The sequence below is a fragment of the Pseudomonas sp. 15C genome, from assembly GCF_055484735.1.
The window spans coordinates 1-26,371 of the sequence record NZ_JBUDGD010000019.1 but is presented as its reverse complement, the minus strand read 5'-3'; the positions used below and the strand labels follow the sequence as shown (position 1 = coordinate 26,371).

The window sequence follows — 26,371 nt, the reverse complement described above, 5'->3', positions numbered from 1 at the left end:
TAGTCTTGGCCAGTCCCAGGGAGAGATCGCCATGCACCGCTTCTTCGAGCAGCTCAGTTCCCGCATCATCGCGCCGTTCATGGCCGGGTCTTCACGCAACAGCAAAATCTGGCCGTGCCGCTGCGGCCAGTCCTTGTTCTTTCGCAACAGTCAGTGCCTGGCCTGCAACGCCTTGCTTGGCTATCAACCCGAAGAAAGCCGCCTGACCTCGCTGCAACCGGGGCCGCAGGCCGGCACGTGGACGCTGGACGCCGATCCCGATGCCGGACTGTTTCGCCGCTGCGCCAACCTCGATACAGCCGCCGCATGCAACTGGCTGCTGCCGGCCAACGATCGCGACAGCCTGTGCATCGCCTGCAGTCTCAATCGCACCATTCCCGACCTGTCCGTCCCGGAGAACCCGGAACGCTGGCGCAAAGTCGAAATCGCCAAACGCCGCCTCGTCGCGCAGCTGATCACCCTCGGCCTGCCGGTTATCCCCAAAAGTGTCTATGAAGAAACCGGGCTGGCCTTCGATTTCATCGGTATTGACCTTGAAGGCAACGCGCCAATGACCGGCCACGCCAACGGCCTGATCACCCTCGACATCAAGGAAGCCGACGACGCCCACCGCGAGCAGGTGAGGGCGCAGATGCACGAACCTTATCGCACGCTGCTCGGGCATTTTCGCCACGAAGTCGGCCACTACTACTGGGATCGCCTGATCGCCAACGGCCCGTGGCTCGGCGCGTTCCGCAGCCTGTTCGGCGACGAGCGCGCCAGTTACGCCGAAGCGCTCGACCGGCATTACCAGCAGGGTGCCCCGCTGGACTGGCCGCAGCATTACGTCAGCGCCTACGCGACCATGCACCCGTGGGAAGACTGGGCGGAAACCTGGGCGCACTACCTGCACATGATGGACGCCGTGGACACCGCGCTGGGCTTTGGCATGAGCGCGCGAGAAATGGACTTCGACTACCAGCCGTTTCCACCCAGCACGCTTTACGATCCCGAGCATCCCGGAGGCGCGGCGTTCCTGTCATTCGTCAACGCGTGGATCGAACTGGCCGGCATGCTCAACGAATTGTCCCGCAGCATGGGTCAGCCGGATTTTTACCCGTTCGTCCTGCCGGCGCCGGCGATTGCCAAGCTGCACTTCATCCATCTGGTCATCCAGCAGGCGGGTGGGCGGGCCGACGAGGTGCTTCAGGCGCAATAGCAAGTGCTTGAGCCCCTTGATATTTTTAATCTGCAACCAGGGTTGTAACTTCGTCTCAGACAGGTACAATGGCGCGGCTCGCCGACAGGCAAGCGTCGTTATGGTGACCCCATCGGTCCCCCCGCAACGATTACCCGTGAACCTGGTCAGAGCCGGAAGGCAGCAGCCACAGCGGGAACATTGTGTGCCGGGGTGTGGCTGGTGGGGTTGCCACCTTAACGAACAATCGAACGCTTCAACCACAACTGCATGGGTTTCGCCCACTGCGGTTTTTTTGTGTCTGTGATTTATCAGTTCGACACAAATCGCTGTAGGAGGGAGCCTGCTCGCGATAGCGGTGTCTCGGTCGACATAGATGTGTCTGACACACTGCTATCGCGAGCAGGCTCACTCCTACAGGGGTTATCGGGTGGATTCGGGATGACCGGTATACAGCCGGATAATCTCCTCAATCTCCCCCGATATCTTCATCCGCAGCAACGTGCGTAATATCCGTTGCACCGGCACGCTCGGATCGTTCCTCACGTAACAGCCCACCTCCTGCTCCTGCAGCACCGCCACCGCTTGCAGTTGCTCCGCCGGCAGCAGGCGTTGATTGAACCAGTCCAGTGTCCACTGGTTGCTCACGGCATAGCGATAACGCCCGGCCAGCAGTTTTTCCAGCACTTGTTCCTGATTGCGCGCGTCCTCGCGTTGCAGTTGATCGGCCTCGAACAGTGATTGCAGGGTCGGGTAGGTGTAACCGCGCACCGTGCCAATGGTCTGGCGGGGCAGGCGCGCGGGATCGATGGCCAGAGCCTGGTCCTTGCGGCTGATCAGCAGGTCGCGCTGGAACAGCAGCGGCACGCTCCACAGGTAATCGCCGGACTGATTCGGCAGCCACGACTGGGCGGCATAGCAGCGCACATCGATCTCGCCATTTTCCATGGCGCTTTGCACGCGCGCGCGGGGCAGAACGATGAATTCGGCTGGCGCGCCGACCTGCGTCGCCAGGCTGAGCATCAAGTCGAAGAGGATGCCTTGGGTCGGGCGGTTGCGTTCGAGTTGCACCATCGGCATCGCCCAGCTGTCGGACACCGCAAAGCGCAGCGGCGGTTCGGCGGCCGTCGCGCTCAGGCTGATACCCAGCAATGCCCCCATGGCCCACCGCATAAATGCTCCGGTCGTTGCCCATCCCGAGCCGATAAAAGCCTCTGCTGTTGCAGCTTAGCCATTTTAGGCGCGGACACCGGATGCAATTTTGCCCTTGCTCCGCTAGCATTAGCCGCTTCAGCTTCCTTCGTTGCGACGGTTTTCGATGAGTTATCAGGTTCTTGCACGTAAATGGCGTCCGCGCTCGTTCCGCGAAATGGTCGGCCAGACCCATGTGCTCAAGGCTCTGATCAATGCCTTGGACAGCCAGCGGCTGCACCATGCGTACCTGTTTACCGGTACGCGCGGGGTCGGCAAGACCACTATTGCGCGGATCATTGCCAAATGCCTGAACTGTGAAACAGGTATCACTTCCAGCCCGTGCGGCGAGTGCTCGGTGTGCCGGGAAATCGATGAGGGCCGTTTCGTCGACCTGATCGAGATCGACGCCGCCAGCCGCACCAAGGTCGAAGACACTCGCGAGCTGCTCGACAACGTGCAGTACGCGCCGAGCCGTGGGCGCTTCAAGGTCTACCTGATCGACGAAGTGCACATGCTCTCCAGCCATTCCTTCAATGCGCTGTTGAAAACCCTCGAAGAGCCGCCGCCGTACGTCAAGTTCATCCTGGCGACCACCGATCCGCAGAAACTTCCGGCAACGATTCTCTCGCGCTGCCTGCAGTTCTCGCTGAAGAACATGACGCCCGAGCGCGTGGTCGAGCATTTGACCCACGTCCTCAGCGCCGAGAACGTGCCGTTCGAAGACGATGCACTGTGGCTGCTCGGTCGCGCCGCTGACGGTTCGATGCGTGACGCCATGAGCCTGACCGATCAGGCCATCGCCTTCGGTGAAGGCAAGGTCCTCGCCACCGACGTGCGGGCGATGCTCGGCACCCTGGATCACGGCCAGGTCTTTGACGTCCTGCATTCGTTGATCGAAGGCGATGCCAAGGCCTTGCTTGAGGCCGTGCGGCATCTGGCCGAGCAGGGCCCGGACTGGAACGGTGTGCTTTCGGAAATTCTCAACGTGTTGCACCGTGTCGCCATCGCCCAGGCGTTGCCCGAAGGCGTCGACAACGGCCATGGCGACCGTGACCGCGTATTGGCGCTGGCCCAGGCGTTGCCGGCCGAAGACGTGCAGTTCTACTACCAGATGGGCCTGATCGGTCGCCGCGACTTGCCGCTGGCGCCGGACCCGCGCGGTGGTTTCGAGATGGTTCTGCTGCGGATGCTGGCGTTCCGACCGGCCGACACGGCGGACGCCCCGAGGCAACCGCTAAAGCCAGTGGGGATCAGCCAGGCCACAGTTGATTCCGCAAACGCCGTGGCTGCCGCGCCCAAGCCTGCGCCGGTGGTCGCCGCGCCAGTTGCACCAGCGCCCACGCCAGCGCAGACGCCAGTGGCTGCACCGGCACCGGCCGCCGCGCCCGCGCCAGTTGCAGCCGCTGAACCGGACCCCGTGGCAGAGCCTGAGCCCCTGGCCATCGAAGCAGTGGTTGATCTGCCGTGGAACGACCCGGTAGAAACCGAGGCTGAACCTGCGCCGGTGCAGCAACCCGCCGTCGAGCCGGTGCTGGAAACCGCCGCCGAGCAACCCGAGTTGCCGCCGATGCCGCTGCCGACCCCGGACAGCGTCGTCCCGGACGCGCCGGAGTGGGCCGCTGCGCCGATTCCCGAGCCGTCGGTTGCTGACGTCGATGCCGCCACGCCGGGCATTGATCTGGATGACGAGCCGCCGCTGGACGAGGACTACATCGAGCCGGACATGGATTCGGCCTACAGCTACCTCGACGAGCTGGCCAGCGAACACGCCGCCGACCCCGAACCGGAACCCGAGCCTGAGCCGGCTGCGGCACCGGCCACGGGTCTGGCTGCGCAATGGCTGGAGCTGTTCCCGAAACTGCCGATTTCCGGCATGACCGGGAGCATCGCCGCCAACTGCACGCTGATCGCGGTGGACGGCGACCACTGGCTGATGCACCTCGATCCGGCGCACAGCGCGCTGTTCAACGCCACTCAGCAACGGCGTCTCAACGATGCGCTGAACCAGTTCCACGGACGCACGCTGAGCCTGACCATCGAGCTGATCAAGCCTGAGCAGGAAACCCCGGCCCAGGCGGCCTCACGGCGCCGTGCCAACCGTCAGCGCGAGGCGGAGGAGTCGATCCACGGCGATCCGTTCATCCAGCAGATGGTTCAGCAGTTCGGCGCGGTGGTGCGACACGATACTATTGAACCTGTCGACGCCTTGGTCACCCAAGGCTAATAACTGAAGGTGCCCGGCCAACATCGCCGGGCGCTGTTTTGATCCAAGTACATTCGAGGTGATTACCATGATGAAAGGTGGCATGGCCGGCCTGATGAAGCAGGCGCAGCAGATGCAGGAAAAAATGGCCAAAATGCAGGAAGAACTGGCCAACGCCGAAGTCATCGGCAAGGCCGGCGGCGATATGGTCACCGTGGTGATGACCGGCCGTCATGACGTCAAGAGCGTGACCATTGACCCGAGCCTGGTCGAAGGCATGAGCGAAGACGACAAGGAAATGCTAGAAGCCGTGGTCGCTTCCGCCGTCAACGACGCGGTCCGCAAGATCGAAGCCAACAGCCAGGAAAAAATGGGCAGCATGACCGCCGGCATGAACCTGCCAGCGGGTATGAAACTGCCATTCTGATTCGCCAACCGGCGGCAGATGAGCTACACAAAATGCCAGGCATTGCGCCTGGCATTTTTGTTTCTGCCTTTGAAGGTGGGGCGCCAGTTGCACCGCCATCGCGAGCAGGCTCACTCCTACATTTGAAATGCGTACCCCTGTGGTAGCTAGCCTGCTAGCGATTGAAGTCACCACGGTCTTTGCTGAATAAACATCGAACGGCCTCATGGCGCAACGGTCTGCTCCCTATACCCGCTGAATTCACCATTCACAGGAGACGCTGACATGTCCGACCCTCTCACCCTCAACCAACGCTTCGTCCTCGCCTCGCGGCCGACCGGTGCTCCGACCCCGGAGAACTTTCGTCTTGAGCGCGAAGCGTTGCCGGATCTCGAAGACGGTCAGGTGCTGCTGAAAACCCTGTACCTGTCGCTGGATCCGTACATGCGCGGGCGCATGAGTGATGCTCCGTCCTACGCCGCGCCGGTGCAGATTGGCGAAGTGATGACCGGCGGCGCGGTCAGCCGGGTCGAGGATTCGCGTCATCCGAAATTCCACAAGGGCGATCTGGTGGTCGGCGCGACCGGTTGGCAAAGCCACAGCATCAGCGACGGCCGTAACATCATCCCGATCCCCGCTGGCCTGCCGAGTCCGTCGATGGCCCTCGGTGTGCTCGGCATGCCGGGGATGACTGCGTACATGGGGCTGATGGACATCGGCCAGCCGAGAGAAGGAGAGACCCTGGTGGTCGCCGCTGCTTCCGGTGCGGTCGGTTCGGTGGTCGGCCAGGTGGCGAAGATCAAAGGCCTGCGCGTGGTCGGTGTGGCCGGCGGTGCCGAGAAGTGCCAATACGTGGTCGATGAACTCGGTTTCGACGCGTGCATCGACCACAAGGCTGACGATTTCGCCGAGCAATTGGCCAAGGCGTGCCCCGAGGGCATCGATATTTATTTCGAGAACGTCGGCGGCCATGTTTTCGATGCGGTGGTGCCATTGCTCAATCCCAAGGCGCGGATTCCGTTGTGCGGCCTGATTGCCGGGTACAACGCCTCGGAAGCGCCGAAAGGCCCGGATCGCCTGCCAATGTTGCAACGCACGTTGCTGACCAAGCGCGTGCGCATTCAGGGCTTTATCGTCTTCGACGACTACGGTGACCGCCAGCCGGAATTCATCAGCCACATGGTGCCATGGGTGCGCGATGGCAAGGTCAAATTCCGCGAGGACGTGGTCGAAGGTCTGGAGCAGGCGCCCGAGGCGTTTATCGGTCTGCTGGAAGGGCGCAACTTCGGCAAACTGGTGGTGAAGGTCGCCGAGGACTGAGCATTTGACGCTGGCCGGAGGCGCGGGTATAAACCGCGTCTCGTTGTTTTGTCGGACTTTTCCCCATGAGCTTCAGCCCTTTGATTCGCCAACTGATCGACGCACTGCGCACCTTGCCAGGCGTCGGTCAGAAAACCGCCCAGCGCATGGCGTTGCAGATGCTCGAGCGCGATCGCAGCGGCGGCGTGCGTCTGGCCCAGGCGCTGAGTCAGGCCATGGAAGGCGTTGGTCACTGCCGGCAATGCCGCACGCTGACCGAAGACGATCTGTGCCCGCAATGCGCCGATAACCGCCGCGACGACACGCTGCTGTGCGTGGTCGAAGGGCCGATGGATGTCTATGCCGTCGAGCAGACCGGTTTCCGTGGGCGTTATTTCGTACTAAAAGGGCATCTGTCGCCGCTCGACGGGCTCGGGCCTGAGGCGATCGGCATTCCACAATTGATGGCGCGGATCGAAGAGGCGGGCACGTTTACCGAAGTCATCCTCGCGACCAACCCGACGGTGGAAGGTGAAGCGACCGCGCATTACATCGCGCAACTGTTGCAGCACAAAGGCCTGATCGCCTCGCGCATCGCTCACGGCGTGCCGTTGGGTGGTGAACTGGAACTGGTCGATGGCGGCACGCTGGCGCATTCGTTTGCCGGGCGTAAGCCCATCTCACTGTAAGTTCTTTACTGTCTGTTCTGGCCTCATCGCTGGCAAGCCAGCTCCCACAGTTTTCTTTGTTGAACACAATATTTGTGAACGCCCGAGATCCCTGTGGGAGCTGGCTTGCCAGCGATGGCCGCACCTCGGTCCGTCAGATTCACACAATTGAGTTGAAAACCAAGCAAGCGCTCGGTTAAGTTCGGCGAACCCCTTCGCGGAGTTCGCCCATGCCTGCCTTCCAGGAATACTTCGACCCCAGCCATCAATTGGTCCGCGACAGCGTCCGGCGTTTCGTCGAACGCGAGATCCTGCCGGACGTCGACCAGTGGGAAGAAGCCGAAAGCTTCCCGCGTGAGCTGTACCTGAAGGCCGGCGCGGCGGGCATCCTCGGCATCGGTTATCCCGAAGCCCTCGGTGGCAGCCATGCGGGCGATCTGTTTGCCAAGGTCGCCGCCAGTGAGGAATTGATGCGCTGCGGCTCTGGCGGGGTGGTGGCGGGGCTGGGTTCGCTGGACATCGGCTTGCCGCCGATCGTCAAATGGGCGCGGCCTGAAGTGCGTGATCGCGTGGTGCCGCAGGTCCTTGGCGGCGAGAAGATCAGCGCCCTGGCGGTGACCGAACCCGGCGGCGGTTCCGACGTTGCCAACCTGCAGACCCGCGCCGTGCGCGACGGCGATTGCTATCGCGTCAGCGGCAGCAAAACCTTCATCACCAGTGGTGTTCGCGCCGATTTCTACACCGTCGCAGTGCGCACCGGTGCGCCGGGTTTCGGCGGCATCAGCCTGCTGCTGATCGAGAAGGGCACGCCGGGTTTCACCGTTGGCCGCTCGTTGAAGAAAATGGGCTGGTGGGCCTCGGACACCGCCGAGCTGTTTTTCGATGACTGCCGAGTGCCGGTGGGTAATCTGATCGGCGCCGAGAACATGGGCTTCGCCTGCATCATGGGCAATTTCCAGAGCGAACGTCTGGCGTTGGCGCTGATGGCCAACATGACCTCGCAACTTGCACTGGAACAGAGCCTGAAATGGGCGCATGAACGTGAGGCCTTCGGCAAACCGATCGGCAAGTTTCAAGTGATCAAGCATCGCCTCGCCGAAATGGCCACGGCGCTGGAAGTATCGCGGGAATTCACTTATCGGCAAGCGGCGAAGATGGCCGCGGGGCAGAGCGTGATCAAGGAAATTTCCATGGCGAAGAACTTTGCCACGGACACCTCAGACCGGATCACCACCGAAGCGGTGCAGATTCTCGGCGGGCTCGGTTACATGCGTGAAAGTCTGGTGGAGCGGCTGTATCGGGATAACCGCATACTGTCGATTGGCGGCGGGACGCGGGAAGTGATGAACGAGATCATCAGCAAGCAGATGGGGCTTTGAGTTGATCGCTCCCACGCTCTGCGTGGGAATGCAGCCCGGGACGCTCCGCGTCCCTATCACAAGCTGCTGGCCTCATCGCTGGCAAGCCAGCTCCCACATGTTTTGGGGCATACACAATATTTGTGAACGACCGAAATCCCTGTGGGAGCTGGCTTGCCAGCGATAGCGTCAGTACAGGCGCTACTTATTTATCGGTCAAGGCAAACTGCGTCAGGCAGAACGTCGGAATGCCCATGTCCTGCAGACGCTGCGAGCCTTGCAGCTCCGGCAAGTCGATGATCGCTGCGGCTTCATGCACCCGTGCGCCCATTCGGCGGATCAGGTTGGCTGCGGCGATCAGTGTGCCGCCGGTGGCGATCAGGTCATCGAACATCACCACCGAATCGCCTTCGCACAGGCTGTCGGCATGCACTTCCAGAAACGCCTCACCGTATTCGGTGGCGTAGCCTTCGGCGAGCACGTCCGCCGGCAGTTTGCCTTGCTTGCGGAACAGCACCAGCGGCTTGTTCAGTTGATAGGCCAATACCGAGCCGATCAGGAAACCACGGGCATCCATCGCTCCGATATGGGTGAAGTCGGCTTCGACATAGCGGTGGGCGAAGCTGTCCATCACAAGGCGCAGCGCGGTCGGCGACTGGAACAGCGGGGTGATGTCGCGAAAGATCACGCCCGGCTTCGGGAAGTCGATCACAGGGCGGATAAGGGATTTGATGTCGAAGGAGTCGAAGACCATCGTCGAGGTGTCCTGGCAGGGCTGCAAACGGCGCAGTATACCCGCGGCTGAAACGATTCGCTCAACCGCGGGTCGTGATCAGCCTACTCAGCCTTCGATCGAACCGCCGGCCAGCGCGCACAGCTGGATCGGGTCGAGGATGTGAATTTCCTTGCCCTCGGCGGCGATCAGCTCGTTCTGCTGGAAACGCGTGAACACCCGCGACACGGTTTCCACCGCCAGGCCCAGATAGTTGCCGATTTCATTGCGCGACATGCTCAGGCGGAACTGGTTGGCCGAAAAGCCGCGGGCGCGGAAGCGTGCGGACAGGTTGACCAGAAACGTGGCGATGCGCTCGTCGGCGGTTTTCTTCGACAGCAGCAACATCATTTGCTGGTCGTCACGGATCTCACGGCTCATTACGCGCATCAACTGCCGGCGCAGCTGGGGCAGTTGCAGGGCCAGTTCGTCGAGACGTTCGAAAGGGATTTCGCAGACCGAGGTGGTTTCCAGTGCCTGGGCCGATACCGGATGTTTCTCGGTATCCATGCCGGACAGGCCGACCAGTTCGCTCGGCAGGTGGAAGCCGGTCAATTGTTCTTCGCCGCTGTCGCTGAGGCTGAAGGTCTTGAGGGCGCCGGAGCGTACTGCATAAACGGAATCGAACGTGTCGCCCTGGCGGAACAGGAATTCACCCTTTTTCAACGGGCGACCGCGTTTAACGATTTCGTCCAGCGCATCCATGTCTTCCAGATTCAGCGAGAGTGGCAGACACAGCGGGGCCAGGCTGCAATCCTTGCAATGGGCCTGGGTGTGAGCGCGCAGTTTGACTGGCTCGGACATTTCTTCAATCCTTGTGGGAAAACACACATAAGACGTAAGGGTAACTCACCGAGGGACCTTCAGGCCAGCGTATGAAGGCGTTGTCCCACAGACATAAAGCCAGCGCAAAAGCGGCCGATAAACAGGTTTCAGACCGCATGAAAGGAAGGATCCGATGACTGCCATTGGCACGCTAAGCCCCGGTAACAGCGGTGTTCCGGCATTGCCGGAGGTTGCCGGCAACGACGTCGCCAACGAGCGCGACGCTGACGCGTTGAACACCGCAACCCCGACCTTGGTCGAGGGCGTCAAAGTGTCGCTGTCCGGTGCGTCGATCGCCAAGGCCGCCAGCGTCGGCGGTGAAAACAGCGATATCGACAACAGCGGCCTGCCGGAGAACATCCAGCAGTTGCTGAAAATGATCCGCAAGTTGCAAAAACAGATCGCCGAAAAAAAGGCGCAGATGAACAAGGTCATGGCCGACAAGACCCTGTCCAACGAAGAACGGATCAACAAGCTCGCCGCCCTGCGCGGGGCCATCGCTGCGCTGAACAGCGGCGTGGTCACCGCCAATCTGGCCCTGTCCAAAGTCATGGGTCAGTCGGCAATGACCCCGGACCAGAACCTCAAGGTCGGCGCCTTGCTCACCAAAAACTAAATCACTCGCGAAAAGCGCTGGCGGTTCTGCTGTTGCAGGTACGCATCGAACACCATGCACACCGAGCGCACCAGCAGGCGCCCGGCTGGCAGCACGTTGATCCGCTTGCGATCCAGTTCAATCAGGCCATCAGTGGCCATGCCCTGTAGTTGTGGCCACAGCTCAGCGAAATAGCCCTGAAAGTCGATATTGAAACGCTGCTCGATGTCGGCGAATTCCAGGCTGAAGTTGCAAATCAGTTGCTGAATCACGTCGCGGCGCAAGCGATCGTCGGCGTTGCACACCAGGCCACGGCTGGTCGCCAGTTGTGCGCTCGCCAGGGTGTTTTGGTATTGGTTGAGATCGCTAGCGTTCTGGCAGTACAGGTCACCGATCTGGCTGATCGCCGAAACGCCCAGGCCAATCAGGTCGCAATGACCGTGGGTGGTGTAGCCCTGGAAGTTGCGTTGCAGGGTCTGTTCTTCCTGGGCAATCGCCAGTTCATCATCGGGCAGGGCGAAGTGGTCCATGCCGATATACCGGTAGCCGGCAGCGGTGAGCTGCGCAATGGTGCGTTCGAGCATTTCCAGCTTTTGCGCCGGCGCTGGCAGTTCGTGGCCATTGATCCGCCGCTGCGGCATGAAGCGTTCCGGCAGGTGCGCGTAGTTGAACACCGAGAGCCGATCCGGCTGCAGGCTGATCACTTCCTCGACGGTACGCGCGAAGTTGTCCGGGGTCTGTTTGGGCAGGCCGTAGATCAAGTCGATATTGATCGAGCGAAATTGCAGGGTGCGCGCGGCATCGATCACTGCGCGGGTTTCCTCCAGACTTTGCAGGCGATTTACCGCGCGCTGCACGGCCGGATCGAGATCTTGCAGGCCAATACTGACGCGGTTGAAACCCAATTCGCGCAACAAGCCCATGGTCGACCAGTCGGCCTCGCGTGGGTCGATTTCAATACCGTAATCGCCGGAGTCATCATCCAGAAGATTGAAATGCTTGCGCAGGTGCGCCATCAGCTGCCGCAGTTCGTCGTGGCTGAGAAAGGTCGGCGTGCCACCGCCAAAGTGCAGTTGCTCGACTTTCTGGGCCGGGTCAAGGTGACAGGCGATCAGCTGGATTTCCTGCTCCAGCCGTTGCAGGTACGGCGCGGCGCGTCCGCGGTCCTTGGTGATGACCTTGTTGCAAGCGCAGTAGTAGCAGATGTTCGCGCAGAACGGCACGTGCACGTACAGCGACAATGGGCGCAGGGCTTTGCGGCTGTCGCGCAGGGCATGGAACAGATCGAAGGTGCCGACCTGTCCGTGAAATTGCACGGCAGTCGGATACGAGGTGTAGCGCGGCCCCGCCAGGTCATAGCGGCGGATCAAATCGGTGTCCCAACGAATGGCGTCGAGCATGCGGGCATTCCCCCGGATAGGCTGGCAGTGCGGGCGAGTCTAGGGGAGGGGGCGGCGGGGCATCTTGATTTGCATCAACAGGGGGGATTTGTAGTGTTTGTGCGGGCCTCTTCTCGAGCAAGCTCGCTCCCACAAGGGATTAGCAGTGTTCACGCGATCAGTGAGCGAGCCTGCTCGCGAAGGCCACACCGCCGATCAATGGCCCATGAGCCAATGCTGATGCGGGCCGGGAAGGGTCCAGATACCGAACAGAATGACCAACAACCCGCCCGCCATACGCACACTGCGCTTGCGCAAGATCGCGGTAACCCGTTCCGCCGCCAGTCCGGTGGCCAGCAACACTGGCCAGGTGCCCAAGCCAAACGCGAGCATCAGCAAGGCGCTATCCAGTGCATTGCCTTGGCTCGCCGACCATAGCAGGGTGCTGTAAACCAGCCCGCACGGCAGCCAGCCCCATAGCGCGCCGAGCAATAATGCACGCGGCAGACTCGACACCGGCAGCAAGCGATTGGCGACCGGCTGAATGTAACGCCACAACCCACGCCCAAGCGACTCAATGCGCGTCAGCCCGCTCCACCAGCCGGCCAGATACAAGCCCATGGCGATCAACAGCAACCCGGCCAGTACGCGCATGAACAGCGCTGCCGGACTGTTGGTGACCGCCCAGCCGGCGAGGCCGATGAGCAACCCGGCCGTGGCGTAGCTGAGAATTCGCCCGAGGTTGTACGCCAGCAGCAAACGAAAGCGTCGGCTGCGTTGCTCCTTGGGAATCGCCAGGGTCAGTGCGCCCATCAGGCCGCCGCACATCCCCAGGCAGTGGCCGCCGCCGAGCAAGCCAAGAATCAGGGCGGAAACCAGCAACGGCGCCAGTTCAAGCATGCGGTGGCGCCTTGTCGTCCGCTTTGCCGCTCTTGGCTTCGTCCACGGCAGCGGTGTGGTTCGGGTCCTGATCGTCGAACAGAATGCTGTGCGCCGGGCCGTCGAGGTCGTCGTACTGGCCGCTGTCCACCGCCCAGAAGAAGATATACACGGCGATGGCCACGATCAGCAGTGCAGCGGGGATCATCACGTAGAGAGCTGGCATCGGTACTCCAGGCCCGCGCGGCTCAGGCCGGCAGCGGGCGGGTTTGTGCACGGGTGCTGGTGTGCGGCGAACCCGGCAGGCGAGTCAGGCGCAGGGCGTTGAGCACCACGGTCAGCGAACTGATCGACATGCCGACCGCGGCCCATACCGGAGTGATCCAGCCGAGGGCGGCGAACGGCAACATGAGGCCATTGTACAGCGCCGCCCACAGCAGGTTCTCGATGATCACCCGACGGGTACGGCGTGCCAATGTGAACGCTTGCACCAGGGCGTCGAGGCGGTTCGACAGCAACACCGCATCGGCACAGGTTTTCGCCAGATCGGTGGCCGAGCCCATGGCCACACTGATGTCGGCCGCCGCCAGCACCGGCACGTCGTTGACGCCGTCGCCGAGCATCAGCACCTTGCGTCCTTCCTTGTGCAGTTGTTGCAGCACTTGCAGCTTGTCGTCCGGGCGCAAACTGCCGCGCGCCTCGTCAATGCCCAGTTCGGCGGCGACGCTGGCGACCATCGGCGAGCTGTCGCCGGACAGCAGCAGCGTGCGCCAGCCGCGCGCCTTGCACGCGGCGAGCAGGGCGGGGGCATCGTCGCGCAAGCGATCGTCGAGCACCAGCCACGCCAACGGGCCGCTTTCATCGCCAAGCAGTAACCATTGGCCTGGCTCATTCGGCATTGCCGGCACACTCGCACCGCTCAGCTCACACACGAAATCTGCCTGACCAATGCGCAAGCGCTGCCCGCCCACCGAACCTTCGAGGCCCAGTCCCGGCGTGCTGTGCACTTCATCAGCGGCCAACGGCGCACGGCCGAAGGCGCGGGCGATCGGGTGTTCGGAGCGGTTTTCCAGCGCAGCGGCGAAGCTCAGGCATTGCTCGCTGTCGAGCGCGCCGAGAGGGCGGATCGAGCGCAGCACCAGGCGACCTTCGGTGAGGGTGCCGGTTTTGTCGAAGATCACCGTGTCGATCTGGTTCAAGCCTTCCAGCACATGCCCGCGGGTCAGCAGCAAGCCGAGTTTGTGCAAGGTGCCGGTGGCGGCGGTGAGGGCGGTCGGCGTCGCCAGCGACAGTGCGCAAGGGCAGGTCGCGACCAGCATCGCAAGAACGATCCAGAATGCCCGCGACGCGTCCAGTTGCCACCACAGCAGGCCGATGACGGCAGCGGCGATCAGCGACAGCAGGAGGAACCATTGCGCGGCGCGGTCGGCGATTTCTGCCAGTCGCGGTTTCTCGGCCTGGGCGCGGTCGAGCAGGCGCACGATCGCTGACAGGCGCGTGTCGTGTCCCAAAGCCTGTACTTCCACGGTCAATGCGCCTTCGACATTCAGCGTACCGGCGGTTACGGCATCGCCCAGTGTGCGCGGTTGCGGCAGGTACTCGCCGGTCAGCAGCGACTCGTCGATGCTCGACTGGCCGTCGATGATCTTGCCATCCGCCGGCAGCACCGAGCCGGGCTGCACCAGAATCCGCTCGCCGACGCGCAGTTCGCTGAGCAGAATGCGCTCGCTCTGACCGTTGGCATCCAGGCGCAAGCATGAGGCCGGCAGCAGGTTGACCAGTTGCGCGGTGGCGGCCGCGGTGCGCTCGCGGGCGCGGCGTTCCAGGTAGCGACCGGCGAGCAGAAACAGCGCAAACATGCCGACGGCATCGAAATACAACTCGCCGACGCCAGTGATCGCCGTCCAGATTCCGGCGACGTACGCACTGCCGATCGCCAGTGAAACCGAAACGTCCATGGTCAGGTGGCGCGTGCGCAGATCGCGCATCGCCCCTTTGAAAAACGGCGCGCAACTGTAAAACACGATCGGCGTGGTCAGAAATAGCGCGACCCAGCGCAGGATCGTGTGCAGCTCGGGGCTGAGGTCGATGTTGAATTCCGGCCAGGTCGCCATGGTCGCCATCATCGCCTGAAACCACAGCAGCCCGGCGACGCCTAGCTGGCGCAGGGCACGGCGGTTTTCGCTGGCCAGTTGTTCGCTGGCGCGGTCGGCGTGATACGGGTGGGCGGCGTAGCCGATGTGGCGGAGTTCGGCGAGGATCTGGCTCAGCGGTAGCTGCGCGTCGGCCCAACGCACGTGCAGGCGATGGTTGGACAGGTTCAGTCGCGCTTCGGCGACGGCGGGCAGGGTGCGCAGGTGTTTCTCGATCAGCCAGCCGCAGGCGGCGCAACTGATGCCTTCCATCAACAGCGTGATTTCGGCCAGTTCGCCTTCGTGGCGCACGAACGGTTGCTGGACGTCCGCGCGGTCGTACAGCGCCAGTTCGTCGGTCAATTGCACCGGCAGTGCTTCGGGGTTGGCCGAGGCTTCGCTGCGGTGTTGGTAATAGCTGTCGAGGCCACCCGCGACGATGGCTTCGGCCACGGCCTGACAGCCCGGGCAACAGAATTCGCGCGGTTGCCCGAGGACGACGGCGGTGAAGCGGCTGCCGGAGGGGACGGGCAGGGCGCAGTGGTAGCAGGGAAGTGGGGTGGTCATGGTGCGCGTTCCGATGATCGTTCCCACGCTCCGCGTGGGAATGCCTCCCCGGACGCTCCGCGTCCGCTTCGGCTGGGACGCAGAGCGTCCCCGGCTGCGTTCCCACGCTGGAGCGTGGGAACGATCAAAGCGGTGTCAGTCGCCGACATTGTTACGGTCATCCGCAAGGCCCCGAAGCGCTGAAGATCAGTCCCCTCTCCCTCTGGGAGAGGGTTAGGGTGACGGGCTTTTGACCTTGACTCACTTCTTCAGGTCTTCGGCACCCTGCAACGGCTCATCGCCCAGCAGCAGTTCCTTGTCATGGCTGACCAGTTCTTCCTCGAACATGCGCCACACATGTTCATCCTGACTACCCAGCAACTCGACAAACCGCCGACCTTCAACCTTGTCGTTCAACTGACCGATGTAACGCCCGGTCTCGCTCTCGCTGCGGGTCAGGACAATCTTGCGATCCTTTTCCGGCTGCGTTGGCGAAATCAGATTCAACTCCAGCGTGTTCGGCTGACTGTCGCCACTCAAGCGCAAATCGACTTCACCGGTGACATCGTCCAACTGCACCGCCGCGCGCATCTTCAGGGTTTGCGCCAGCAGTTCACGGTCCAGCGAACGGTTGATGCCTTTGCCGGCCTCGTAATAGTTGTCGTTGACCAGATTGTCCGGGTTGTTCACCGCAATCGTCACCATCGACAAGGTCAGCGCCACCGAGCAGGCCAGAATGCCGATGATGATCCACGGCCAGAGGTGCTTGTACCAGGGGCTTGCAGCGTTTGCGGCAGACATAATGCAGTTCTCTCAACGAATTTGCGGGCCGATGAATCGGCTCTTGGCTTCAATGTGGACGCTGTTGTCATCGGCATCCTTGAGGATGAATTTCACCTCGTTGGTGCTCGACGGCAGTTGTTCCGGTGCGCTCGACAACTCGACCGGCATGCTGACGATATCGCCGGCAGCCACCTTGATCTCGCGCTTGCCTTGCAGGCGCAGGTCCGGCAGACCTTCGGCGTGCAGCACGTAGGTGTGATCGCGCTGATCCTTGTTCATGATTTTCAGGCTGTAGACGTTTTCGATCCGGCCTTCGGCGTTTTCGCGGTACAGCACGCGGTCCTTGCTGACGTCGAAACCGACCAGCGAACGCATGAAGAACGCCGTGACCAGCAGGCTGATCATCGCCAGCAGCACCACGGCATACCCGATCAGACGTGGCCGCAGTTTATGGGTTTTCTGCCCGGACAGGTTGTGTTCGGTGGTGTAGCTGATAAGGCCGCGCGGGTAATCCATCTTGTCCATGATGCTGTCGCAGGCATCGATGCACGCGGCGCAGCCGATGCACTCGATCTGCAGGCCGTCGCGAATGTCGATGCCGGTCGGGCAGACCTGCACGCACATCGTGCAGTCGATGCAATCGCCCAGGCCCAGCGCCTTGTAATCGATGCCTTTCTTGCGCGGGCCACGGCTTTCGCCACGGCGCGGGTCGTAGGAAACGATCAGTGTGTCTTTGTCGAACATCACGCTCTGAAAGCGCGCATACGGGCACATGTAGATGCACACCTGCTCGCGCAACCAACCCGCGTTGCCGTAAGTGGCGAGGGTGAAGAAACCGACCCAGAAGTACGACCAGCCATCGGCCTGGCCAGTGAAGAAATCAATGACCAGTTCGCGGATCGGCGAGAAGTAACCGACAAAGGTCATGCCAGTAACAAAACCGATCAGCAACCACAGCGCGTGCTTGGCCGCTTTGCGCAGGAACTTGTTGGCGCTCATCGGCGCCTTGTCGAGTTTGATCCGCTGGTTGCGGTCGCCTTCGGTGACCTTTTCGCACCACATGAAAATCCATGTCCACACACTCTGCGGGCAGGTGTAACCGCACCAGACCCGCCCGGCATACACGGTGATGAAGAACAGGCCGAACGCGGCAATGATCAACAGGCCCGACAGCAAGATGAAATCCTGGGGCCAGAACGTCGCGCCAAAAATGAAGAACTTGCGCTCCGGCAGATTCCACCAAACGGCCTGATGACCGCCCCAGTTCAGCCACACCGTGCCGAAATACAACAGGAACAGCGCCGCACCGCCGAGCATCCGCAGATTGCGGAACAGGCCGGTGAAGGCGCGGGTGTAGATTTTTTCTCGTGAGGCGTAAAGATCGACGCTGTTGTTCGGGTTTTTGCTCGGTGGTGTGACGTTGTGTACCGGAATCTGGTTGCTCATCATTGCATCCCACGGCAGTGGAAAAATGCCCCGGTCGATACGTGCCAACCAAGGTCAAAAAGGGCTGTTGCAGTGGCGCGATGATACGCCTGTCGCTCTGGCTCAAGGGTGCGACCTTTGGTCGCGTTGGGGAAAAAACCTGAATGGTGTAGCGAATGCAGCAAAGCATGACGCAGATCAATTGACTAGTTGAGTATGGACGGATTTGCTGCACTGGCTAATCTGCGGTTTCCAAAGGGCTCGGCAGCGCTCAGCGGCTGACCCTGATATTACAGTTCAATGCAACGATGATTTATGACGGCGCGCGTGGTTTTGAACTCGCTGTCAGTTGCCTCGAGCATGACCAGCAGGTCGACGATGCCGGGAGGGGACTGTTGGTTTCCGGCGCGTCCCGGACCAGGCAGTCTGCCGCCGCCGAGGCCGTCCAGACCGCCACCGTTACCTGGATTTTCAAAGGCGTTTTGGGTATTTGCATGCGCGCGCGGCGCCTGCGTTTTCGCTGACCTGAATTGATGATCAGGGCAGGGTTGGAAGCGTTTGGGCATTGTCCTTTCGTGCATGTCGGTTTCATCCTTGGAGATCAGTCCGATGCGGTTTATCGGCGTGAAAAAAACCTACAGGGCACCGCTGCACCGGTCCATAAACCAAATGTCTCAAAGCGTGAATGCCATCATGAAAAAGGCCCCGCCAATCGAAACTGGCGGGGCCTTTTTTGTATCGAGCGTCGGCCTTATTCCGCGTTCGCCTCCGGTGCTTTTTCACCGTGGGACAGGCTGTAAACATACGCTGCGAGCAGGTGCACCTTGTCGTTGCCTTGCAGTTGCTCCTGCGCCGGCATCTGGCCCTGGCGGCCGTAACGGATGGTCTGCTGCAGTTGCGCGAAGCTTGAGCCGTAGATGAATGCGCCCGGATGGGTCAGGTCAGGCGCGCCCATGGCCGGGGTGCCTTTGCCGGCCGGGCCGTGGCAGGCCACGCAGTTGGCCGCGAACAGCTTCTGCCCGTTGACCGGGTCGGCCTTGGTGCCTTCCGGCAATTTGCGCCCATCGAGATTGGTCACGACAAACGCTGCCACGTCGGCCACGCCTTGCTCGCCGATGACTTCCGCCCAGGCCGGCATCACCGCGTGGCGACCGCCCATGATGGTGGTCTTGATGGTTTCTGGTTCGCCGCCCCAGCGCCAGTCGGCGTCTGTCAGGTTGGGAAAGCCGTAGGCACCCTTGGCGTCGGAACCGTGGCACACCGAGCAGTTGGAGGCGAACAGTCGGCCGCCCATTTTCAGTGCCTGCGGGTCCTTGGCGACTTCTTCGATCGGCATCGCCGCGAACTTGGCGAAGATCGGGCCGAAGCGAGCGTCCGAACGGGCCATTTCCTTTTCCCATTCGTGTACGCCAGTCCAGCCGGTCTGGCCGTTGGCGAACGCGGTCTGCTTCTCGTTATCCAGATAGTTGTAACCCGGCAACAGGCCTTTCCAGTTGCCCAGGCCCGGATACAGCACCAGATAACCCAGGGCGAAAATGATCGTGCCGACGAACAGCATGAACCACCATTTCGGCAGCGGGTTGTCGTACTCCTCGATCCCGTCGAAGGAGTGGCCCACCGTCTCGTCCGTCTGTTCGCTGCGCTGGCCCTTGCGGGTCGACAGCAACAGCCAGGTCAGGGCGAAGATCGTACCGAGACTGAGGACTGTGACGTACAGACTCCAGAATGTAGTCATTCTTTGTTACTCCTAGAAGCTTGCTCGACGTGCTTGATGGCTTCGGGATCATCCGCAAAAGGCAACAAGGTCGCGTCGTCAAACTCCGACTTGCGCTTGGGGCTGAACACCCACAACGCCAGACCGATGAAGGCCACCATCACGACAACGGTGCCCAGGCCGCGAATCATCCCGATATCCATCAGATTCACCGTTTGCTTTTGATAATGGTGCCCAGGCCTTGCAGATAGGCCACCAGCGCGTCCATTTCGGTTTTGCCCTTCACCGCATCCTGTGCGCCGGCGATGTCTTCGTCGGTGTAAGGGACGCCGAGGGTGCGCAACACTTCCATTTTCTTCGCGGTTTCCTTGCCGTCGAGCTTGTTCTCCACGAGGAAGGGGTACGCCGGCATTTTCGACTCGGGCACCACGTTGCGCGGGTTGTACAAGTGCGCACGTTGCCAGTCATCGGAGTAACGACCGCCGACTCGGGCCAGATCCGGGCCGGTACGTTTGGAACCCCACAGGAACGGGTGGTCCCAGACGCTTTCACCGGCAACCGAATAGTGGCCATAGCGTTCGGTTTCAGCGCGGAACGGACGGATCATCTGCGAGTGGCAGCCGACACAACCGTTGGCGATGTAGACGTCGCGGCCTTCCAGTTCCAGCGCCGAGCGTGGCTTCATGCCCTCGACCGGCTTGTTGGTGACGTCCTGGAAGAACAGCGGAACAATTTGGGTCAGGCCACCGACGCTGACGGCGATGACCATGAAGAAGGCCAGCAGGCCAATATTCTTCTCGACAGCTTCATGCTTCATCAGTGAGCTCCAACGACGGCAATCTTGGCGGCGGCTTCGGCTTCAACCGGATCCGACGCGCGTACGGTGCGGTACACGTTGTAAGCCATCAGCAGCATGCCGCTGGCAAAGAACGCCCCGCCCAGCGCACGGACGATGAAGCCCGGGTGGCTGGCCTGCAGCGCTTCGACGAACGAATAGGTGAGGGTGCCGTCATCGTTGATTGCACGCCACATCAGGCCCTGGGTGATGCCGTTGACCCACATCGAGGCGATGTACAGCACGGTGCCAATGGTGGCGAGCCAGAAGTGCGCGTTGATCAGGCCGGTGCTGTGCATCTGCGCACGGCCGAACAGTTTTGGAATCATGTGGTAGATCGCGCCGATCGAGATCATGGCTACCCAGCCGAGAGCACCGGCGTGTACGTGGCCGATGGTCCAGTCGGTGTAGTGCGACAGCGAGTTGACCGTCTTGATCGCCATCATCGGCCCTTCGAAGGTCGACATGCCGTAGAACGCCAGCGATACCACGAGGAAACGCAGGATCGGGTCGGTGCGCAATTTATGCCAGGCGCCCGAGAGGGTCATCATGCCGTTGATCATGCCGCCCCAGCTTGGCGCCAGGAGAATGATCGACATTGCCATGCCCAGCGACTGCGCCCAGTCCGGCAGGGCGGTGTAGTGCAGGTGGTGCGGGCCGGCCCAGATGTACAGGGTGATCAGTGCCCAGAAGTGCACGATCGACAGGCGATAGGAGTAGATCGGACGCTCGGCCTGTTTCGGCACGAAGTAATACATCATCCCGAGGAAACCGGTGGTCAGGAAGAAACCCACCGCGTTGTGCCCGTACCACCACTGGATCATCGCATCGGTGGCGCCCGAGTAGGCCGAGTACGATTTGAACAGGCTGACCGGCAGCGACATGTGGTTGACGATGTGCAGCATCGCGGTCACGACAATGAACGCGCCGTAGAACCAGTTACCGACATAGATGTGCTTGGTCTTGCGCTTGGTGATGGTGCCGAAGAACACCAGTCCGTAGGTGACCCAGACAATCGCCAGCAGAATCGCGATCGGCCATTCCAGCTCGGCGTACTCCTTGGTGGTGGTGTAACCCAGCGGCAAGGTCACGATGGCGCCGACGATCACCGCTTGCCAGCCCCAGAAGGTGAAGGCTGCGAGGCTGTCGGAAATCAGTCGCGTCTGGCAGGTTCGCTGCACGACATAGTAGGAAGTGGCGAACAGTGCACAACCACCGAAGGCAAAAATCACCAGGTTTGTGTGCAACGGGCGCAAGCGTCCAAAGCTCGTCCACGGCAGACCGAAGTTCAGTTCCGGCCAGACCAGTTGCGAGGCGATGAAAACACCGAGCCCCATGCCAAGGATCCCCCAGACCACCGTCATGATGGCGAACTGGCGGACTACCTTATAGTTATAAGCAGTCGGACTGATTGCTGTGCTCATTCTAAGGTTCCACGGTTTGGGTATTTTTATAGGGATAAAATCGGCCGCAAGTATGTATAAAGCAGGGGGTCATTGCAACGCGCCATGACCTGGGTCAATGCTTTCCAACGCTGATTCTGCGGCCTTTCCATGTGCCGCGTAGGGTCAAAAATGACCTCTGCCAAAATGTCGCGGTGAGTGAAAAAAATGTTGGGTCCGCATCGCCGTCAACGATGCCTGCTCAAAGGTCTTGATCGGGTTTCAGAAGGCAATCGGCGTAACAGCCGTTAACTGCCTGCCTTTGCGGCAAATCCACAAGCCGCTTCATCGGACGCATCGCTCGGTGGGCAGTTGAAACCGTCACGCGCCGGTCTGCTTTCGAACAAGCGTAGACCCGAATCAGGCGAACCGAAAGGTGAGGTGGGAAGGGGTGCGACAATGCGTCGCAAGGGGGAAGGAAACTGCCGCGACGGAAAAGTCGCGGCGGTTGTGTACGCAAGAGTTATTTTATTTTGTCCTCAGTTGCCAGTTGAGTTGTATTCAATCCTTGGCTAAGGCTGTACACATAAGCGGCAAGCAACTGCACTTTGTCGTTGCCCAGCAGCTCATTTTGCGCTGGCATGTGTCCTTGGCGACCGTGGCGAATGGTCTGCTCCAATTGCGTCAGGCTGGTGCCGTAAATGAAGCCGGCCGGATGGGTCAGGTTCGGCGCGCCCATCGCCGCAGTCCCCTGGCCGGTGGCGCCATGACAGGCGACGCAAGTAGTGCTGAACGCTTGCTGCCCGGCCTGCAGATCCGCCTTGCTGTCGGCGGGTAGCGGCAGGCCGGCCAGTTCGTGGCGCACATAGGCGGCAACGTTTTTCACCCCGGCCTCACCGAGCACTTCGCCCCAGGCCGGCATCGCCGCCATCCGCCCACCCATGATGGTGGTCTTGATGGTTTCGGCGTCGCCGCCCCAGCGCCAGTCACTGTCGGCGAGATTAGGGAAGCCGAACGCGCCCTTGGCATCCGAGCCGTGGCACACCGAGCAGTTGGAGGCAAACAGACGGCCGCCCATCTTCAGCGCCTGCGGGTCCTTGGCCACTTCTTCCAGCGGCATTGCAGCGAACCTGGCAAAGATCGGCCCGAAGCGGGCGTCGGCCTTGTTCATTTCCTTTTCCCACTCATGCACGCCGGTCCAGCCATCCTCGTAACCGGGCAGGATGCCTTTCCAGTTACCCAGGCCCGGATACAGAATCAGATAGCCCACAGCGAACACCAGCGTGCCGGCGAACAGCATGAACCACCACTGCGGCAGCGGATTGTCGTACTCCTCGATGCCGTCGAAGCTGTGGCCCATGGTCTGGTCGACGCTGCCCTTGGTCTCGCCCCGGCGGGTGCCGACCAGCAGCCAGGTCAGGCCGATCAGGCTGCCAATGGTCAGTACGCAGATCCACGTACTCCAGAAGGTGGTCATGGCCGGGTACTCCTTGTTTCAGAGGCGGGGGTTGTGTTGGGCAGTGGTTCGTCGGCGAACGGCAGCAGTCGTGCTTCGGCAAATTCCGCGGTGCGCTTGCGGTTGAACACCCACAAAGTCAGGCCGACGAAGGCGACGAACACCACGACCGTGCCGAGGCCGCGTATCAGGCCAGTGCTCATTTCAATGACCATGGATCACCTCTTGCTCTTGATCGCAGTGCCGAGCACTTGCAGGTAGGCGACGAGGGCGTCCATTTCGGTTTTGCCCTTGAGGCTGGCGACCGCGCCACTGATATCGTCTTCGGTGTACGGCACGCCGAGGGTGCGCATGGTTTTCAGCTTGGTTTCGGTGTGGCTGCTGTCGACCGCTTGCGTGACCAGCCACGGGTAGGCCGGCATCTTCGATTCCGGTACCACGTTGCGCGGGTTGTACAAGTGCGCGCGGTGCCAGTCATCCGAGTAGCGCGCACCCACGCGGGCAAGGTCCGGCCCGGTGCGTTTCGAACCCCAGAGGAACGGGTGATCCCAGACGCTTTCGCCGGCCACTGAATAGTGCCCGTAGCGTTCGGTTTCGGCGCGGAACGGGCGGATCATCTGCGAATGGCAACCGACGCAGCCTTCGCGGATATAGATGTCGCGCCCTTCCAGTTGCAGCGCGGTGTAGGGCTTCATACCTTCCACCGGTTTGTTGGTGACGTCCTGGAAGAACAGCGGGACGATCTGGGTCAGGCCGCCGATGCTCACGGCGAACACCATCAGCAGCATCAGCAGGCCGACGTTCTTTTCAATCGTTTCGTGTTTCATGGCGGACTCCTCAGGCCATCTGCGCGGCAGCGACGACGTCGGCGGGTTGCGAGGCCCGCACGGTGCGCCAGGTGTTGTAAGCCATCAGCAACATGCCGCTCAGGAAAATCGCCCCGCCGATCAGCCGCACGACAAAGCCGGGATGGCTGGCCACCAGGGTTTCGACGAAGGAGTAGGTCAGCGTGCCGTCCTCGTTGACCGCGCGCCACATCAAGCCCTGGGCGATGCCGTTGACCCACATCGAAGCGATGTACAGCACGGTGCCGATGGTCGCGAGCCAGAAGTGCGCATTGATCAGGCCGATGCTGTGCATCTGCGCTTTGCCGAAGATTTTCGGGATCATGTGGTACAGCGCGCCGATCGAAATCATCGCCACCCAGCCGAGGGCGCCGGCGTGAACGTGGCCAATGGTCCAGTCGGTGTAGTGGGAGAGGGCGTTGACAGTCTTGATGGCCATCATCGGCCCTTCGAAGGTCGACATGCCGTAGAACGCCAGCGACACCACGAGGAAGCGCAGGATCGGGTCGCTGCGCAACTTATGCCAGGCGCCCGATAGGGTCATCATGCCGTTGATCATGCCGCCCCAGCTCGGTGCCAGCAGAATCAGCGACATCACCATGCCCAGCGACTGCGCCCAATCCGGCAGCGCGGTGTAGTGCAGGTGGTGCGGGCCGGCCCAGATGTACAGGGTGATCAACGCCCAGAAATGCACGATCGACAAGCGATACGAATACACCGGGCGCTCGGCTTGCTTCGGCACGAAGTAATACATCATGCCGAGGAAGCCTGCGGTGAGGAAAAAGCCTACAGCGTTGTGGCCGTACCACCACTGCACCATGGCGTCGGTGGCGCCGGCGTACAGCGAATAGGACTTGGTGAAACTCACCGGCAGCTCAAGGTTGTTGACGATGTGCAGAATCGCCACGGTGATGATGAAACCGCCGAAGAACCAGTTGCCGACATAAATGTGCCTGGTCTTGCGCTGCATGATCGTGCCGAAGAACACGATGGCGTAGGCGACCCAGACGATGGTGATCAAGATGTCGATCGGCCACTCCAGCTCGGCGTATTCCTTGGAACTGGTGTAACCCAGCGGTAGGCTGATCGCCGCCAGCAGGATCACCAATTGCCAGCCCCAGAAGCAGAACGCGGCGATTTTTGGTGCAAACAGTTGTGTCTGGCAGGTGCGTTGCACCGAATAAAACGAACTGGCAAACAGCGCGCAGCCACCGAAGGCGAAGATTACCGCGTTGGTGTGCAGCGGGCGCAGACGGCCGAAACTGGTCCAGGGCAAATCGAAGTTGAGTTGCGGCCAGACCAATTGCGCCGCGAGAAAAACCCCGAGGCCCATGCCGACGATGCCCCACACCACCGTCATAATGGCGAATTGGCGGACCACCTTGTAGTTGTAGGCGGTACTGATAGAAGTGTTCATGGTTCCCCATCCACGGTTCAGCCGAAGTGAGCGCGCGCAAACCGCGCGAATCCTTCGCCTGGAGTTATAGGCAGACTAAAAGCGAGGCAAGCATGGACAAACAGCACAAGGCCAGTATTGACGGGGATCAATGGGCGCAGTGTGTGCGTGATCATGGGTGGCTTTGGGATGCCGCTGTTGGTGAGGCTTCGGCGACGTTGATCCTGGCGCATGGGGCGGGGGCGCCGATGGATAGCGACTGGATGAATGACATGGCGGGGCGCCTTGCCGGGCTTGGGGTCAACGTGTTGCGGTTTGAGTTTCCGTATATGGCGCAGCGGCGGGTTGACGGTGTGAAGCGGCCGCCCAATCCTGCGGCGAAACTGTTGGAGTGCTGGCGGGAGGTGTTTGCGGTTGTGCGGCGTCATGTCGCTGGGGTTTTGGCTGTGGGCGGGAAATCGATGGGCGGGCGGATGGCCAGTTTGCTGGCGGATGAGTTGGGTGGGGATGCGTTGGTGTGTCTGGGGTATCCGTTTTATGCGGCGGGGAAACCGGAGAAGCCGCGGGTTGAGCATTTGGCTTCGTTGCGTACGCGGGCGTTGATTGTGCAGGGGGAGCGGGATGCGCTGGGCAATCGGGAGGCTGTTGCGGCTTACAGCTTGTCTCCGAGTATTGAGGTGTTTTGGTTGGCCTCCGGGGACCATGATTTGAAGCCGCTCAAGGCTTCTGGCTTTACGCATTCGGATCATTTGGCGAGTGCTGCGCAGAAGGTGGCTGAATTTCTCCGCAATTGATTTTGAGCCGGGCCGGGATTTTGGGTTGCATGTAGATCGGCTCCCTTTCCCCCTCGCTCCCCTTGGGGGAGAGGGTTGGGGAGAGGGTTGGGGTGAGGGGGTTCGCTTTTGATCTTGCTTTCGAGGGCATATTCGTTGCTGCGGTAACGGCTGCTTACGGTTTCGCCTGACGGCGACTTACTTTTTTACAAGCGCCAAAAAAAGTAAGCAAAAAACGCTTGCTCCTACGTACGGCCCTCGCAGGCTCGGGTCCCTTCGCTCCGGGATCGATCCGGGCGCAGCGGCTACGGTTTGCTTCGCTGCACCTA

26 protein-coding genes and 1 other RNA gene are annotated in these 26,371 nt (G+C 61.3%); 9 read left to right on the top strand and 18 right to left on the bottom strand.

Annotated elements, in window-relative coordinates; translation table 11 throughout:
• Positions 1 to 31 precede the first annotated feature (31 nt).
• Both ACYYKW_RS12585 and ffs read left to right on the top strand, forming a co-directional pair.
• Positions 32 to 1,198, top strand: a complete 1,167-nt coding sequence (locus ACYYKW_RS12585) for a zinc-binding metallopeptidase family protein (RefSeq protein ID WP_464990268.1) — start codon at positions 32 to 34, stop codon at positions 1,196 to 1,198.
• Between the two features lie 110 nt (positions 1,199 to 1,308).
• Positions 1,309 to 1,405: signal recognition particle sRNA small type (gene ffs, locus ACYYKW_RS12580), an RNA gene on the top strand.
• A 195-nt stretch (positions 1,406 to 1,600) separates the two neighbouring features.
• Here the strand turns inward: ffs and ACYYKW_RS12575 are convergent.
• Positions 1,601 to 2,350 (bottom strand): substrate-binding periplasmic protein, encoded by a 750-nt coding sequence (locus tag ACYYKW_RS12575; RefSeq protein ID WP_464990267.1) that lies wholly within the window; start codon positions 2,348 to 2,350, stop codon positions 1,601 to 1,603.
• A gap of 145 nt (positions 2,351 to 2,495) precedes the next feature.
• On the opposite strand from ACYYKW_RS12575, the gene dnaX reads away from it, so the two are divergent.
• The 5 genes from dnaX (at position 2,496) to ACYYKW_RS12550 (ending at position 8,326) form a co-directional block, all read left to right on the top strand.
• A complete protein-coding gene (gene dnaX, locus ACYYKW_RS12570; protein WP_464990266.1) occupies positions 2,496 to 4,595 on the top strand; it encodes a DNA polymerase III subunit gamma/tau in 2,100 nt (699 codons plus the stop codon).
• Between the two features lie 67 nt (positions 4,596 to 4,662).
• On the top strand, positions 4,663 to 5,001 hold the full coding sequence (locus tag ACYYKW_RS12565) for a YbaB/EbfC family nucleoid-associated protein (RefSeq protein ID WP_093103000.1): 339 nt from the start codon (positions 4,663 to 4,665) through the stop codon (positions 4,999 to 5,001).
• 264 nt (positions 5,002 to 5,265) lie between these two features.
• On the top strand, positions 5,266 to 6,300 hold the full coding sequence (locus tag ACYYKW_RS12560) for an NADP-dependent oxidoreductase (protein WP_464990265.1): 1,035 nt from the start codon (positions 5,266 to 5,268) through the stop codon (positions 6,298 to 6,300).
• Positions 6,301 to 6,365: 65 nt separating this feature from the next.
• On the top strand, positions 6,366 to 6,968 hold the full coding sequence (recR, locus tag ACYYKW_RS12555) for a recombination mediator RecR (protein WP_090282578.1): 603 nt from the start codon (positions 6,366 to 6,368) through the stop codon (positions 6,966 to 6,968).
• A 209-nt stretch (positions 6,969 to 7,177) separates the two neighbouring features.
• Entirely contained in the window at positions 7,178 to 8,326 is a 1,149-nt protein-coding gene (locus tag ACYYKW_RS12550) for an acyl-CoA dehydrogenase family protein (RefSeq protein WP_464990264.1), read from the top strand.
• Between the two features lie 184 nt (positions 8,327 to 8,510).
• Here the strand turns inward: ACYYKW_RS12550 and ACYYKW_RS12545 are convergent, their stop codons facing one another.
• Both ACYYKW_RS12545 and fnr read right to left on the bottom strand, forming a co-directional pair.
• Positions 8,511 to 9,059: an adenine phosphoribosyltransferase gene (locus ACYYKW_RS12545; protein WP_024012326.1), complete on the bottom strand. Its 549-nt coding sequence runs from the start codon at positions 9,057 to 9,059 to the stop codon at positions 8,511 to 8,513.
• A gap of 87 nt (positions 9,060 to 9,146) precedes the next feature.
• Positions 9,147 to 9,881, bottom strand: coding sequence for a fumarate/nitrate reduction transcriptional regulator Fnr (gene fnr, locus ACYYKW_RS12540; protein ID WP_090282580.1), 735 nt, complete (start codon positions 9,879 to 9,881; stop codon positions 9,147 to 9,149).
• A gap of 154 nt (positions 9,882 to 10,035) precedes the next feature.
• Here fnr and ACYYKW_RS12535 point away from each other — a divergent pair, with 154 nt between their 5' ends.
• On the top strand, positions 10,036 to 10,518 hold the full coding sequence (locus ACYYKW_RS12535; protein ID WP_336354373.1) for a hypothetical protein: 483 nt from the start codon (positions 10,036 to 10,038) through the stop codon (positions 10,516 to 10,518).
• Here the strand turns inward: ACYYKW_RS12535 and hemN are convergent.
• From hemN to ccoN (ACYYKW_RS12460), 15 genes are all read right to left on the bottom strand, one after another.
• Entirely contained in the window at positions 10,515 to 11,897 is a 1,383-nt protein-coding gene (gene hemN / locus ACYYKW_RS12530) for an oxygen-independent coproporphyrinogen III oxidase (protein ID WP_464990263.1), read from the bottom strand. The genes ACYYKW_RS12535 and hemN overlap by 4 nt on opposite strands.
• Before the next feature lie 195 nt (positions 11,898 to 12,092).
• Complete coding sequence (locus ACYYKW_RS12525; protein ID WP_464990262.1) at positions 12,093 to 12,776, bottom strand: sulfite exporter TauE/SafE family protein; 684 nt, start codon at positions 12,774 to 12,776, stop codon at positions 12,093 to 12,095.
• Positions 12,769 to 12,981: a cbb3-type cytochrome oxidase assembly protein CcoS gene (gene ccoS, locus ACYYKW_RS12520; RefSeq protein WP_093102983.1), complete on the bottom strand. Its 213-nt coding sequence runs from the start codon at positions 12,979 to 12,981 to the stop codon at positions 12,769 to 12,771. The genes ACYYKW_RS12525 and ccoS overlap by 8 nt, the downstream gene beginning before the upstream one ends.
• A gap of 22 nt (positions 12,982 to 13,003) precedes the next feature.
• Entirely contained in the window at positions 13,004 to 15,454 is a 2,451-nt protein-coding gene (locus tag ACYYKW_RS12515; protein ID WP_464990261.1) for a heavy metal translocating P-type ATPase, read from the bottom strand.
• A 240-nt stretch (positions 15,455 to 15,694) separates the two neighbouring features.
• Positions 15,695 to 16,234 carry a FixH family protein gene (locus ACYYKW_RS12510; protein WP_093102978.1) on the bottom strand — a complete coding sequence of 180 codons (540 nt, stop codon included), beginning with the start codon at positions 16,232 to 16,234 and terminating at the stop codon, positions 15,695 to 15,697.
• Positions 16,235 to 16,246: 12 nt separating this feature from the next.
• Positions 16,247 to 17,662 carry a cytochrome c oxidase accessory protein CcoG gene (ccoG, locus tag ACYYKW_RS12505; RefSeq protein WP_464990260.1) on the bottom strand — a complete coding sequence of 472 codons (1,416 nt, stop codon included), beginning with the start codon at positions 17,660 to 17,662 and terminating at the stop codon, positions 16,247 to 16,249.
• Positions 17,663 to 17,931: 269 nt separating this feature from the next.
• Entirely contained in the window at positions 17,932 to 18,207 is a 276-nt protein-coding gene (locus ACYYKW_RS12500; RefSeq protein WP_464990259.1) for a hypothetical protein, read from the bottom strand.
• Positions 18,208 to 18,392: 185 nt separating this feature from the next.
• Positions 18,393 to 19,376: a cytochrome-c oxidase, cbb3-type subunit III gene (gene ccoP / locus ACYYKW_RS12495; protein ID WP_093102969.1), complete on the bottom strand. Its 984-nt coding sequence runs from the start codon at positions 19,374 to 19,376 to the stop codon at positions 18,393 to 18,395.
• Positions 19,373 to 19,558, bottom strand: coding sequence for a CcoQ/FixQ family Cbb3-type cytochrome c oxidase assembly chaperone (locus ACYYKW_RS12490; RefSeq protein ID WP_003183474.1), 186 nt, complete (start codon positions 19,556 to 19,558; stop codon positions 19,373 to 19,375). The genes ccoP (ACYYKW_RS12495) and ACYYKW_RS12490 overlap by 4 nt, the downstream gene beginning before the upstream one ends.
• Before the next feature lie 5 nt (positions 19,559 to 19,563).
• Complete coding sequence (gene ccoO, locus ACYYKW_RS12485; protein WP_007917161.1) at positions 19,564 to 20,172, bottom strand: cytochrome-c oxidase, cbb3-type subunit II; 609 nt, start codon at positions 20,170 to 20,172, stop codon at positions 19,564 to 19,566.
• On the bottom strand, positions 20,172 to 21,614 hold the full coding sequence (ccoN, locus tag ACYYKW_RS12480) for a cytochrome-c oxidase, cbb3-type subunit I (protein WP_039763035.1): 1,443 nt from the start codon (positions 21,612 to 21,614) through the stop codon (positions 20,172 to 20,174). Before ccoN (ACYYKW_RS12480) ends, ccoO (ACYYKW_RS12485) begins: the two co-directional genes overlap by 1 nt.
• 481 nt (positions 21,615 to 22,095) lie before the next feature.
• Entirely contained in the window at positions 22,096 to 23,049 is a 954-nt protein-coding gene (gene ccoP, locus ACYYKW_RS12475) for a cytochrome-c oxidase, cbb3-type subunit III (RefSeq protein ID WP_464990258.1), read from the bottom strand.
• Positions 23,046 to 23,243 carry a cbb3-type cytochrome oxidase subunit 3 gene (locus ACYYKW_RS12470; protein ID WP_464990257.1) on the bottom strand — a complete coding sequence of 66 codons (198 nt, stop codon included), beginning with the start codon at positions 23,241 to 23,243 and terminating at the stop codon, positions 23,046 to 23,048. The genes ccoP (ACYYKW_RS12475) and ACYYKW_RS12470 overlap by 4 nt, the downstream gene beginning before the upstream one ends.
• Positions 23,244 to 23,246: 3 nt before the next feature.
• Positions 23,247 to 23,855 carry a cytochrome-c oxidase, cbb3-type subunit II gene (gene ccoO / locus ACYYKW_RS12465; RefSeq protein ID WP_464990256.1) on the bottom strand — a complete coding sequence of 203 codons (609 nt, stop codon included), beginning with the start codon at positions 23,853 to 23,855 and terminating at the stop codon, positions 23,247 to 23,249.
• Positions 23,856 to 23,865: 10 nt separating this feature from the next.
• Positions 23,866 to 25,290, bottom strand: a complete 1,425-nt coding sequence (gene ccoN, locus ACYYKW_RS12460) for a cytochrome-c oxidase, cbb3-type subunit I (RefSeq protein WP_090282592.1) — start codon at positions 25,288 to 25,290, stop codon at positions 23,866 to 23,868.
• Positions 25,291 to 25,382: 92 nt separating this feature from the next.
• On the opposite strand from ccoN (ACYYKW_RS12460), the gene ACYYKW_RS12455 reads away from it, so the two are divergent.
• Positions 25,383 to 26,063 carry an alpha/beta family hydrolase gene (locus tag ACYYKW_RS12455; protein WP_336354381.1) on the top strand — a complete coding sequence of 227 codons (681 nt, stop codon included), beginning with the start codon at positions 25,383 to 25,385 and terminating at the stop codon, positions 26,061 to 26,063.
• Positions 26,064 to 26,371: the final 308 nt, after the last annotated feature.